General features: G+C 69.5%; 10 protein-coding genes. 4 read left to right on the top strand and 6 right to left on the bottom strand.

Translation table 11 applies throughout. From position 1 onward, the window contains the following. The first annotated feature begins 10 nt into the window (after positions 1–10). Complete coding sequence (locus ACIQUC_RS06290; RefSeq protein ID WP_022906076.1) at positions 11–481, top strand: PH domain-containing protein; 471 nt, start codon at positions 11–13, stop codon at positions 479–481. A gap of 84 nt (positions 482–565) precedes the next feature. Here ACIQUC_RS06290 and ACIQUC_RS06285 read toward each other — a convergent pair whose 3' ends face one another. Genes ACIQUC_RS06285 through ACIQUC_RS06275 form a run of 3 tightly spaced genes read right to left on the bottom strand, consistent with a single transcriptional unit; the run spans position 566 to position 4625 of the window. Further along, positions 566–2710, bottom strand: coding sequence for a dipeptide ABC transporter ATP-binding protein (locus ACIQUC_RS06285; RefSeq protein ID WP_402264530.1), 2145 nt, complete (start codon positions 2708–2710; stop codon positions 566–568). Beyond that, positions 2703–3641, bottom strand: a complete 939-nt coding sequence (locus tag ACIQUC_RS06280; RefSeq protein WP_022906078.1) for an ABC transporter permease — start codon at positions 3639–3641, stop codon at positions 2703–2705. The genes ACIQUC_RS06285 and ACIQUC_RS06280 overlap by 8 nt, the downstream gene beginning before the upstream one ends. 3 nt (positions 3642–3644) lie before the next feature. Next, complete coding sequence (locus ACIQUC_RS06275) at positions 3645–4625, bottom strand: ABC transporter permease (RefSeq protein WP_402264527.1); 981 nt, start codon at positions 4623–4625, stop codon at positions 3645–3647. 262 nt (positions 4626–4887) lie between these two features. On the opposite strand from ACIQUC_RS06275, the gene ACIQUC_RS06270 reads away from it, so the two are divergent. Further along, the gene (locus tag ACIQUC_RS06270; protein ID WP_022906080.1) at positions 4888–6600 is read left to right on the top strand and encodes an ABC transporter family substrate-binding protein; all 1713 of its coding nucleotides are present in this window, start codon (positions 4888–4890) and stop codon (positions 6598–6600) included. A gap of 94 nt (positions 6601–6694) precedes the next feature. Here the strand turns inward: ACIQUC_RS06270 and ACIQUC_RS06265 are convergent, their stop codons facing one another. From ACIQUC_RS06265 to ACIQUC_RS06255, 3 genes are all read right to left on the bottom strand, one after another. Beyond that, positions 6695–7243 carry a hypothetical protein gene (locus ACIQUC_RS06265; RefSeq protein WP_402264524.1) on the bottom strand — a complete coding sequence of 183 codons (549 nt, stop codon included), beginning with the start codon at positions 7241–7243 and terminating at the stop codon, positions 6695–6697. A gap of 217 nt (positions 7244–7460) precedes the next feature. Next, positions 7461–7940 (bottom strand): peroxiredoxin, encoded by a 480-nt coding sequence (locus tag ACIQUC_RS06260; RefSeq protein ID WP_402264521.1) that lies wholly within the window; start codon positions 7938–7940, stop codon positions 7461–7463. An 88-nt stretch (positions 7941–8028) separates the two neighbouring features. Continuing rightward, positions 8029–8778, bottom strand: coding sequence for a CPBP family intramembrane glutamic endopeptidase (locus ACIQUC_RS06255; protein WP_402264518.1), 750 nt, complete (start codon positions 8776–8778; stop codon positions 8029–8031). A 138-nt stretch (positions 8779–8916) separates the two neighbouring features. Between ACIQUC_RS06255 and typA the strand changes: the two genes are divergently transcribed. Continuing rightward, positions 8917–10839 carry a translational GTPase TypA gene (typA, locus tag ACIQUC_RS06250; RefSeq protein ID WP_402264515.1) on the top strand — a complete coding sequence of 641 codons (1923 nt, stop codon included), beginning with the start codon at positions 8917–8919 and terminating at the stop codon, positions 10837–10839. 144 nt (positions 10840–10983) lie between these two features. Next, a complete protein-coding gene (locus tag ACIQUC_RS06245; protein ID WP_402264512.1) occupies positions 10984–12177 on the top strand; it encodes an amidohydrolase in 1194 nt (397 codons plus the stop codon). The last annotated feature ends 43 nt before the right edge of the window (positions 12178–12220 follow it).

Genomic DNA, 12220 nt, shown 5'->3' with positions numbered 1-12220 from the left:
CCTCGTCGCCGTGCTGGCCCTCTTCATGCTCGGCGACGCGGCGGTCCGCGGCAGCTGGGACGTCGTCCTGCACGCGGTCGGTCCCCTCGCCGCCCTCGTCTGGGTGCTCTGGGTGCTCACCTTCCGCCCGCACGTGCGGATCGCCGACGACGCCGTCACGGTCGTGAACCCGCTCCGCCGGACGACGGTGCCGTGGGGCGCCGTCGAGGACGTCCGGATGCGCTGGCAGATCGTGCTCGACCTCGCCGACGGCCGGCGGTTGACCTGCTGGGGCGGCCCGTCGCTGCCGCGGCCGAAGCCGACCCGCCGCGGCGAACCCCGGGTGCTGCGGCAGCCGGACGAGTTCGTCGCAGTGCGCGACCGGTGGTCGGAACGACACGGTACGGCCGCCGACGGACCCGTGGTCCGCGGATGGGACCGGCCCGCGCTCGTCGCGGGAGCGGTGATCGTCGTCCTCTGCGTCGTCGCCCTGCTCGTCTGACGTCGCGTCCGCGACGCGACCCGCAACGGACTGGAGGCGCGGTGCCAGCTGGCACCGCGCCTCCAGTCCGTCTCGCGGAACCGCCTACGCGACGGCCTCCACCCGCTCGGTGAGGAGCGGGTTCTGGTCGGTCTGGATGCACGCGACACCGCGGCCGTGCACGTCCTGCAGCCGCGGGTCGACCGAACGGCACTGCTGCTGCCGGCCCTCGTCAAGGAGCTGGTACAGCGGGCAGCGGGTCCGGAAGCGACACCCCTCGATCCGTTCGGTCGGCGACGGGAGGTCGCCGTCGAGCAGGATGCGTCCGCGGGCGGCCTCGGCGAACGGGTCGGGCACCGGGACGGCGGACAGGAGCGCCCGCGTGTAGGGGTGCTGCGGGTCGTCGAACACCCGGTCACCGTCGCCGTACTCGACGATCCGGCCGAGGTACATCACGGCCACGTCGTCGGCGATGTGCCGGACCACGGACAGGTCGTGCGCGACGAACAGGTAGGACAGGCCGAGCCGGTGCTTGAGGTCCTCGAGCAGGTTGATGACGCCGGCCTGCACCGAGACGTCCAGCGCGGAGACCGGTTCGTCGAGCACGAGGATCTTCGGCTCGACGATGAGCGCGCGGGCGATCCCGATGCGCTGGCGCTGCCCGCCGGAGAACTCGTGCGGGTACCGGTCGATGTAGCTCGGCTCGAGGCCGACCAGCTCGAGGGAGTCGCGCACCCGCCGACGGATCTCGTCCTTCGGCACACCCTGCACGGTGAGCGGTTCGCCGATCACGGAACCGATGTCGAGCCGGGGGTCGATGGAGGCCATCGGGTCCTGGAAGACGACCTGGATGTCGCTGCGGAGCGCACGGCGGTCGGCCTTCGACAGCGAGCCGGTGTCGACACCGTTCACCCTGATGGTGCCCTGCTGGGCGCCGGCGAGCTCGAGGATCTCCATGATCGTGGTCGTCTTGCCGCAGCCGGACTCGCCGACGAGGCCGAGGACCTGCCCGCGCTTCAGGGTGAGGGAGATGCCGTCGACCGCGTGCACCTCGCCGATGCGCCGACGGAACAGCGCACCCTTGGTCAGCGGGAACGTCTTCACGACGTCGTCGAGCTGCAGCACCACGTCGTCGCCGTGGTCGATCTCGGCTTCGGGCACGTCCTCCGGACGCGGGAAGATCTCGGAGCGAGCGAGCGTCCCGGCGGCGATCTCGTCGCGGCGGATGCACGCGGCGGTGTGCTCGTCGTCGAAGGCGCCGTTCGAGATCGTGGGCGTCGCGCCGGTCAGCACCGGGTTGTCGGCACTCGGCGGGACCGTGGGGGCGATCAGGGCGGGCTCGCCCTCGCGGCAGGCGTCGAGCACGGCCGGGCAGCGGTCGGCGAACGGGCACCCGGTCGGCTTCTGGGTGAGGAGCGGCGGGCGGCCCTCGAGCGGGACGAGGCGCTCCGAGCGCGCCGACGTCATGTTCGGCATCGAGCGGAGCAGCCCGATCGTGTACGGCATGACCGGCTCGCGGAAGAGCGGTTCGACCGGAGCGGTCTCGACGATCCGGCCCGCGTACATCACGGCGACGCGGTCGGCGTTGCCGGCGACGACACCGAGGTCGTGCGTGATGAGGACCACCGCGGCGCCGGTCATCTCCTTCGCGGTCTGCAGGACGTCGAGGATCTGCGCCTGGATCGTCACGTCGAGCGCGGTCGTCGGCTCGTCGGCGATGATCAGCTTCGGGTCGTTCGCGATGGCGATGGCGATCATCGCGCGCTGACGCATGCCGCCGGAGAACTCGTGCGGGAAGGCGTCGAGTCGCCTGGAGGGGTTCGGGATGCCCACGACACGCAGCAGTTCCTCGGCGCGGGTCCGCGCGGCGTGCGGGGTGAGGCTCCGGTCGTGCAGCCGCAGTCCCTCGACGATCTGCTGCCCGATCGTGTACACGGGCGTCAGGGCGGAGAGCGGGTCCTGGAAGACCATGGCGATGTCGCGCCCGCGGAGCTTCGACATCTCGCGGTCGTTCAGGCCGAGCAGCTCGCGGCCGTCGAACCGGATGCTGCCCTCGACCTTGGCCGACGACGGCAGCAGGCCCATGACGGCCATCGAGGACACCGACTTGCCGGACCCGGACTCGCCGACGATGCCGAGGAACTCGCCCTGGTTGACGGAGTAGTCCACACCGCGGACGGCGTACACGGGCTTCGAGCCCGGGTTGAACGTGACGGTCAGGTCGGAGACGGAGAGCAGGGGCTCAGTCACGGTTGGCTCCCGAGGTAGGGTCGATGGCGTCGCGCAGGGCGTCGCCGAGCAGGCTGGTGGAGAGGACCGTGGCGACGAGCGTCGCAGCCGGCAGGACGAACAGCCACGGTCGGGTGACCGCGGACTGGCTACCGGCGGCGAGCAGCGTGCCGAGCGACACGTCCGGCACCTGGATGCCGAAGCCGAAGAAGCTCAGGGCACTCTCGGACAGGATCATCGCGCCGACCCCGAGCGTGGCGTCGATGATCAGCAGCGAGGCCACGTTCGGCAGGATGTGCCGCCGGATGATCGTGAACGACGGCACACCCATGAACCGCGCGGCCTTGACGTAGTCGCGCTCTCGCAGCGACATCGTCTGCCCGCGGATCACGCGCGCCATGATCATCCATCCGAAGATCGCCAGCCCGACGATGAGCGCGAGCCAGCTGAGGTTCTTGAACAGCGGGCTGAGGAGGACCAGCGCGTAGAAGGACGGGATGACCAGCAGCAGGTCGATGCCCCAGACGAGCGCCCGGTCCACGAACCCGCCGAAGTACCCGGCCACGGCGCCGACGATGCCGGCGATGAGGGTGGCGGCGGGACCGGCGATGAGGCCGATGAGCAGCGACTTCTGCAGGCCGACGAGCGTCTGCGCGTAGATGTCCTGCCCGATGTCGTTCGTGCCGAACCAGTGGGACGCGCTCGGCGGCATGCCGAACGCCAGGCCGTCGGAGTCGACGGCGTTCCAGTGGTACAGGTACGGGCCGACGAAGGCCCAGAGCAGGATGAGCAGCAGCGCGCCGCCGCCGATGCGGGCGCGCCAGGTGCCGAGCACCTTGCGCCAGAGCGGGGTGCGGCCACCCTTCACCTCGACGACGTGCGCCGGGGTGCCGGCGCCGCCGTCACCGGGGTCGCCGGCGGTGTTCGTGGTCGTGGGGTCGAGAACAGACACGGGTCACACCCTCACTCGCGGGTCGAGCGCGGCGTAGAGCAGGTCCGCGAGGGTGCCTGCGATGAGCACGAGGATCGCCGTGAAGAGGATCGTGCCCGCTGCCGCGTTGATGTCGTTGTTGCTGATGCTCTGGACGAAGTACTCGCCCATGCCGTGCCAGCTGAAGACGAGTTCGGTGATGCTCGCACCCGTCAGGATGAGGCCGAAGGAGTAGGCGAAGAACGTCGACATCGGGATGAGCGCGACGCGGACGCCGTGCCGCATGATGGCCGATCCACGCGTCCGGCCCTTCGAGCGTGCCGTCCGGATGAAGTCGTTCGACAGGACGTCGAGCATCGCCGAGCGCTGGTACCGGGAGTACGACGCGACGGCGCCCACCGTCAGCGAGATCGTCGGTAACAAGAGGTGGACCAGCCGGTCGCCGAGCACCGGGAAGAACCCGCTGACGCCCGGGGTGTACTCGCCGGTGAAGCTGATCACCTGCGTGCCGACCACGTTGTTGAGGTTGGTCGCCAGGATCATCAGGACCACCGCGATGACGAACGGCGGGGTCGCGAGCACCGCGAAGGACGCGTAGGTCGAGACCTGGTCGGACGTCTTGTACTGCCGCACCGCGTTCCAGACGCCGAGCAGGACGCCGAGGATCGCGCCGAGCAGCGTGCCGATCACGAGCAGCCGGAGGCTCGTGCCGGACCGGGCGACGATGTCGGCGGTGACCTCGGTGCCGCGGGCGCTGATGCCGAGCGAGCCGTGCGTGACGAGGTTCACCCACCAGTTCCACGTCCGGACCAGCAGCGGGGTGTTCGGATCGGCGCCGAGTTTCTGGAGCGCGGCGTCGATCGAGCTCTGCGGCACCGGCGGGTTCTTGCCGAGGTACCTGGCCGTCGGGTTGAGCGTCGCGCTGGCGAGCAGGTAGCCGAGCGTCGTCGCGACGATCGTCAGGATCACGTAGTTGACGATCCGCTTCGCGAGGAAAGCAAGCATGTACTGGGACCTCAGGGGGGTGCGGCCGTCCGTCCGGACGGCGTTGTTCGGTGGCGACAGGTTAGCCGCTTCCGAGCCGGGGTGGGTGATCACTGTTGACGCTATGCAACATTCGTTACGACCATGTTTCGATTCGGTACAGCAGGCCTTGTGCGACCTTCGGATGTGACTAGGGTTCTCAACCAACAGGCGTGGCGGCGGGGGCTGTCGCGTCCCGGCGCTCCGGCGCGAACCACAACGAAAGGGAATCCTCGCCATGCGAATGAGGATCAAGACGACGGCCGTGCTCGCCACAGCAGCCGCCGCGGCACTCGTGCTCGCGGGCTGCTCCGGCGGCGGATCCGCCGGACAGAGCAGCTCGGCCGTCGCCACGTCGTCGCTGAAGTCGACGGGCTGGACGGTCGCCGACCGCGACACGATCAAGGACGGCGGCTCGCTCACCCTGCCGATCGACTCGGCTCCGGCGAACTGGCAGCTGTCGAACCTCGACTCCGGGACGGTCGACGACAACACGATCGCGGGCACCTACCTGCCGGGGTTCATCCAGTTCAAGGCCAACGGTGAGTGGGAGGCGAACAAGGACTACGTCGACTCGATCGAGCTGACGAAGGACTCGCCCCAGACCGTCGAGATCAAGATCAACCCCAAGGCGGTCTGGTCCGACGGCACCCCGATCACCGAGAAGGACGTCGAGGCGAACTGGAAGGCGCTGAACGGCACGAACAAGGCCTTCGCCCCGCTCGCCACCAACGTCTGGGAGGACGTCGACTCCGTCAAGCAGGGGTCCGACGAGCGCGACGTCATCGTCACGTTCTCGAAGACCAACGCCGACTGGCCGAGCGTCTTCAGCGCGATCTACCCCTACTGGGCCGTCGACACCCCCGACCACTTCAACAACTCGTGGGCGAAGGGTCCCTACGCCGCCGACGGCAAGACGTACGTCTCCGCCGGCCCGTACATCCTCAAGTCCTTCGACGCCAACGGCGGCGTCGTGACCTTCGAGAAGAACTCCAAGTGGTGGGGTGACGCGCCGAAGCTCGACACGATCGTCTTCAAGACCGTGTCCCGTGACGGTGTCGCCCAGGCGTACGCGAACAAGGAGTTCGACGCGTTCAACCTGAACGGTTCCGCGGACAACTTCAAGACCGCGAACAGCCGCTCGGACTCGAAGATCGAGCGCTCGCTCGGCACGACCCAGCGTCAGATCACCCTGAACGGCACGTCCGACGTGTTCAAGGACCAGGAGGTCCGTCAGGCCTTCGCCCAGGCGATCAACCGCCAGGTCGTCGCGCAGGCGATCCTCTCGCCGGTGAAGAGCCCGGTCCAGGTGCTCAACAACCTCGTGTACCTGCCCGGCCAGAAGGGCTACCAGGACAACGTCTCGTCGGTCTACGGCTACAGCACGGACAAGGCGAAGAAGAAGCTCGAGGACGCCGGCTACACGATCGGCTCGGACGGCTACGCGACCAAGGGCGGCAAGACGCTCGACGTCCGCTTCGTCATCCCGTCGGACAACCAGAACTCGGCGAACGTCGCGCAGCTCGTGCAGCAGCAGACCAAGCTCGCCGGCTTCAAGGTGACCATCGACACCGTCCCGACCGACGACTTCTTCACGAAGTACGTCACCACCGACGGCCGTGACTTCGACGCCACGTACTTCGCCTGGCAGGGCACGCCGTTCCCGGTGTCGTCGCTGAAGTCGATCTACTACCCGGCCGACGCCGGTCAGAACTACACCGGCGTGACGGACGACTCGCTCGGTGCCGCCTGGGACAAGGCCAACGCGGAGCTCGACGCCGACAAGCGCATCGAGGACGCGGACGCGATCGACAAGAAGATCGTCAAGGTCGCCGGCACCATCCCGCTGTTCCCGGAGCCCTACGCCTGGGGCGTGCGCAAGGACCTGGTGAACTACGGTCCCGCGCAGTTCCAGCAGTCCTCCGTGAAGTGGCAGGACGTGGGCTACAAGAAGTAGTCCGCCGCACTCCAGCCGGAAACGACATCCCCGACGTCGCACGACGTCGGGGATGTCGTTCTTCGTCCAGGGACAGGACGTCGGATCGCGGCGCTCAGAGCTGCGCGGCCGCCAGGGTCGCGACGAAGGTGAGGACCACGATCGCGAGGATCGTCCACCCGTGCACACGGTGCGTGATCGGCGCAGCCGTCACGGTCGCCGGAGGCGGGCCGTCCGCCTCGGGTGGCGCCGGGACGAAGCCGCGGATCCGCTCGGCCGCAGCGTCGACGTCGAGGTGGGTCGCGCCTCCTGGACGACCGTCGACCACCGCGGCGAGCCGAGCCGACCTGCGGGTCGCGAGCCAGGTGCGTCGGACGCCCTCGCTCGTGACGATCTCGAGGCCGTACTTCGTGCGGACCTCGGTGATGCGCCGCCAGGAGTAGGTGCTGGTGCGCCGGACGTCGACGATCCGCAGGTGGTCGTCGGTGAGCTCGAAGCGCGGCCGCCAGAGGACGGCCCACGCGATGAACGCGATGCAGATGCTCGGGACGGGGGCGAGCCAGACGGCGCCACCGGTCAGGAGTGCGAGGGGGACGAGCGCGACGGCCGCGACCCACAGGACGACGGCGAGCAGGCGCATGCCGGGGGCGAGGATCGTGGTCACCCGGACGAGCGTACGAGACGAGGTGACGAGATGCCTCCCCGGAGACGTCCGGGGAGCGGGTGTGACACACCTGCGCGTATCTCCGGACGACCCGATTCCCCGGGGAGGCAGGCCCTGTGTGGACCTCTCGTGGCGTCAATGGTCCTCGGCCCCCGTTCGGGTGTCAATACCCCAGGGTGTCGCATCTTCTGGTGACCGACACGCCGTGTCACCCGTCTCAGGCCACGAGGAGCTCGATCTGTTCCCGGATCGCCTCGGCCTTCGGGAACCGGAGCCCGACCAGCCCGACGTGCCGCCAGCGGACCACGCCGTCGGGTCCGATCACGAAGACCGACCGTCGGAGGCCGATGCCCGGCGCCTGCACGCCGTACGCGCGGACGACGTCGCCAGCGGTGTCGCTCAGCAGGGGGAAGGTGAGCGAGGACCCGCGGGCGAACGCCTCGTGCGAGTCGAGCGCCTGCGGGCTGACGCCCCACACGACGGCGCCGAGGTCACCGAAGTCGTCGAGCTCCTCCTGGTAGCTGCAGAGCTGCGCCGTGCAGACGGGGGTGGCATCGCCGGGGTAGAAGGCGAGCACGAGGGTCCGGCCGATCACGGCGGACAGCGCGTACTCGTCGTCGGTGCGGGTGCCGCCCCGCACGATCATGCCGGGAAGGGTGAATCCGGGTGCGGGATCGCCGACCTCGGGGATGCTCATGCGGCAACGGTAGGGGCGCGACCTCCGTCCGCTGCCGCGCCGCGCTGTGGGTTCACTGTGGGAACGGGCGGTGACGCGGGCGCTGGCGTCAGCGGAACAGCTGCGGGAACGCGTGCGCGACCCACGGGTACCCGACGAAGACGGCCGCGTCGAGCAGGCAGTGCGTGATGACGAGGGGGAGGAGCCGCCCCCACCGGGTGTAGATCCACCCGAACACGATGCCCATCACGGCGTTGCCGACGAACGCGCCGAACCCCTGGTACAGGTGGTAGCTGCCGCGCAGGACGGCCGTGGACAGGATGATCTGCCAGCGCCCCCACCCGACGGAGCCGAGCCGCTCGTAGAGGTAGCCGATGACGATGACCTCCTCCTGCAGCCCGGAGCGGATCGCCGAGAGCAGCAGGACCGGGATCGTCCACCAGTACGAGTCGAGCGCCGCCGGGTCCACGTTCACCGTGACGCCGAGCGCCCGCCCGGTGAAGTAGAGCGCCAGGCCGGGGATCCCGATCCCGAGGGCGATGAGCGCCGCGCCGCCGAGGTCGGGGCGCACCCGGAACCGGTCGATGCCGAGCCGGCCGAGGTGCGGACGGGTCGTGCTCCAGAGCAGGTAGCAGACGAGCGCGACCGGTGCGAGGTCGACCGCGATGCCCACGAGCTGCCGGGCGAGGTCGACGTACTGCACGGTCGTGGTCGACGTGTTCAGCGCCGTGGACTGCTCGCCGAGCGGCGTCGTCTGCGACAGGTCGTCGATGATCTGCAGCACCGAGTAGAGCGCGCTGCCGCCGAGCGAGAGCAGCAGCACGATCGTGATCTCGGTCCACGTTCGCCGACGGCTCATCGGTGGTACTCCTCTCGGTTGCGAACTACCGGTAGACTGGCGTGTCGGGCGTTCTGCCCACCTCCGGGCAGTGCCACCGCGGCGCGCGTGCCACCGTCGGCCGCCCGATCTTCTTCCGAACACCAAAGGATGTCCTGTATGGCGCTCGCCACCCGGTCCGACCTGCGCAACGTCGCCATCGTGGCACACGTCGACCACGGCAAGACCACCCTCGTCGACGCGATGCTGACGCAGACCAACTCGTTCGACGCCCACTTCGAGGGCGAAGACCGCATGATGGACTCGAACGACCTCGAGCGCGAGAAGGGCATCACGATCCTCGCGAAGAACACGTCGGTGCTCTACAACGGCAAGCACGCGACCGAGTTCGGCGCGGACGGCCCCATCACCATCAACGTCATCGACACCCCGGGTCACGCCGACTTCGGTGGCGAGGTCGAGCGCGGCCTCTCCATGGTCGACGGCGTCGTGCTCCTCGTCGACGCATCAGAGGGCCCGCTGCCCCAGACCCGCTTCGTGCTCCGCAAGGCGCTCGCCGCGAAGCTCCCGGTGATCCTGCTCGTCAACAAGACGGACCGCCCGGACTCCCGCATCGACGAGGTCGTGTCCGAGTCGCAGGACCTCCTGCTCGGGCTCGCCTCCGACCTGTCGGACGAGGTCGACGACCTCGACCTCGACGCGATCCTCGACGTCCCGGTGGTCTACGCCTCGGGTCGCGCCGGTGCCGCGTCGCGCAACAAGCCGGAGGACGGCTCGCTGCCCGACAACGACGACCTCGAGCCCCTCTTCGAGGCGATCCTGCAGCACGTCCCGGCCCCGAAGTACGACGACGAGCACCCCCTGCAGGCGCACGTCACGAACCTCGACGCCTCGCCGTTCCTCGGTCGCCTCGCGCTGCTGCGCATCTTCCACGGCACCATGAAGAAGGGCCAGACGGTCGCGTGGGTCAAGCACGACGGCAGCGTCGTGAACGCCCGCATCACCGAGCTGCTCGTCACCAAGGCACTCGAGCGCTACCCGGCCGAGTCCGCGGGCCCCGGTGACATCGTCGCCGTCGCCGGCTTCGACACCATCACCATCGGTGAGACCCTGACCGACCCCGAGGACGTCCGTCCGCTGCCGACCATCACGGTCGACGACCCGGCGATCTCGATGACGATCGGCACGAACACGTCGCCGCTGGTCGGCAAGGTCAAGGGCCACAAGCTCACCGCCCGCATGGTGAAGGACCGCCTCGACCGCGAGCTCATCGGCAACGTCTCGCTCAAGGTCCTCGACATCGGTCGTCCCGACGCGTGGGAGGTCCAGGGTCGCGGCGAGCTCGCGCTGGCCATCCTCGTCGAGCAGATGCGTCGCGAGGGCTTCGAGCTCACCGTCGGCAAGCCGCAGGTCGTCACCAAGCGTGACGAGGACGGCAAGCTGCAGGAGCCGTACGAGCACATGACGATCGACACGCCGGAGGAGCACCTCGGCGCGATCACGCAGCTCATGGCCGCGCGCAAGGGTCGCATGGAGAACATGACGAACCACGGCACCGGCTGGATCCGCATGGAGTTCATCGTGCCGTCGCGTGGCCTGATCGGCTTCCGCACCGCGTTCCTCACCGAGACCCGCGGCACCGGCATCGCCAACGCGATCTCGCACGGCTACGCCGAGTGGGCCGGCCCGATCCAGACCCGTGTCAACGGCTCGATCGTGTCCGACCGCTCCGGTGTGGTCACGCCGTTCGCCATCACGAACCTGCAGGAGCGGATGACGTTCTTCGTCAACCCCACCGAAGAGGTCTACGAGGGCATGGTCATCGGCGAGAACTCGCGCGCCGACGACATGGACGTCAACATCACGAAGGAGAAGAAGCTCACGAACATGCGTTCGGCGAACGCCGACTCCTTCGAGTCGATGACGCCGTCGCGCCAGCTCTCCCTCGAGGAGTGCCTGGAGTTCGCGCGCGAGGACGAGTGCGTCGAGGTCACCCCCGACGCCGTGCGCATCCGCAAGGTCGAGCTCGACGCGCAGGCTCGCCAGCGCGCCTACGCCCGGTTGAAGCGTCAGGACGCGTAGGCCCGTCGCAACAGAGCGGGCGCCCACGCCCGCCTGAAGCGTCAGGACGCGTAAGCGGTCCATCCAGGAGGCGCGACTCGCGTCCGACGGCCCGGTCACCTCGTCCGAGGTGGCCGGGCCGTCGTCGGATGTAGCGTGGTGCGCGTGACTCTCGACCTCCTCTCGCTGTACCAGGACCTCCACGCACACCCCGAGCTCGGCTTCCAGGAGCACCGCACCGCGGGCATCGTCGCCGACCGGCTCGAGGCGATCGGCGGGATCGAGGTCACCACGGGCATCGGCGGCACCGGTGTCGTCGGTGTCCTGTCGAACGGCGACGGGCCGGTCGTCTGGCTCCGCGCCGACATGGACGGACTGCCGGTCCAGGAGCGCACCGGCCTGCCGTACGCCAGCGAGCACCACGGCACCGACGAGGACGGCAACGACGTCCCGACGATGCACGCGTGCGGCCACGACATCCACGTGACGTGGCTGCTCGGCACCCTCGAACGCCTCGCCGCGACCACCGGCGACTGGCACGGCACGGTCGTCGGCGTCTTCCAGCCCGCGGAAGAGGTCATCTCCGGCGCCCGGGCGATGGTCGAGGACGGGCTCGTCGACCGCTTCCCGAAGCCGGACGTCGTGCTCGGGCAGCACTCGGCGCCGGCACCGGTCGGCATCGTCGCCGTCGGCAGCGGCCCCGTGATGGCGTCGAGCGACCGGCTGACCGTCACGTTCAACGGCCGTGGTGCGCACGGTTCCGCCCCGCAGGCCTCGCTCGACCCGGTCGTCACCGCGGCCTCGGCGGTCGTCCGCCTGCAGACCGTGGTCTCGCGTGAGGTCTCGCCGAGCGACGCCGGCGTCGTCACCGTCGGCAGCTTCCACGCCGGCACCCGTGCGAACATCATCCCCGACCAGGCCGTCATCGAGATCTCCACGCGTGCCCGCAACGAGGAGACCCGTGAGCGGATCATCGCCTCGATCGAGCGCATCGTCCGCGCCGAGAGCGAGGCCGGCGGACTGCCGGAGCCGACGATCGTGCGCGCACCCGGCGCCGAGGTCACCGTGAACGACGTCGAGGCCGCCCAGGTCGTGCTCGACGCGATCCGCGCCGAGGTCCCCGGCGCGCGAGACCTCGAGATCGGGTTGGCGATGGCGTCCGAGGACGTCGGGCAGCTCGCCACCGCCGCGGGCGCCCCGCTCGTGTACTGGTTCACCGGCATCACCGACCCGGAGCTCTTCCGTCGCGGCGAGGACATCCCGAGCAACCACTCGCCGTTCTACGCGCCGCAGGCCGAGACGGCGATCCCGGTGGGCGTCGACGCCCTCGTCGCGGCGACGCGCGCGTACGTCGCCTGACGCGAGCGGTCCGCTCGGGCCGGCCAGGAGGCGCGGCGCGACC

The sequence above is a fragment of the Curtobacterium sp. NPDC098951 genome (assembly GCF_044759965.1).
GTDB lineage: Bacteria > Actinomycetota > Actinomycetes > Actinomycetales > Microbacteriaceae > Curtobacterium.
The sequence above is the reverse complement of the archived record's forward strand: the minus strand, read 5'-3'. Positions and strand labels throughout refer to the sequence as shown.

Bases quoted from the DNA above. Each gene is read 5' to 3' on its own strand.
- ACIQUC_RS06260 (WP_402264521.1), bottom strand. From the start codon at position 7,940: ATGAGCATCCCCGAGGTCGGCGATCCCGCACCCGGATTCACCCTTCCC.
- typA (WP_402264515.1), top strand. From the start codon at position 8,917: ATGGCGCTCGCCACCCGGTCCGACCTGCGCAACGTCGCCATCGTGGCA.
- ACIQUC_RS06270 (WP_022906080.1), top strand. From the start codon at position 4,888: ATGAGGATCAAGACGACGGCCGTGCTCGCCACAGCAGCCGCCGCGGCA.
- ACIQUC_RS06255 (WP_402264518.1), bottom strand. From the start codon at position 8,778: ATGAGCCGTCGGCGAACGTGGACCGAGATCACGATCGTGCTGCTGCTC.
- ACIQUC_RS06275 (WP_402264527.1), bottom strand. From the start codon at position 4,625: ATGCTTGCTTTCCTCGCGAAGCGGATCGTCAACTACGTGATCCTGACG.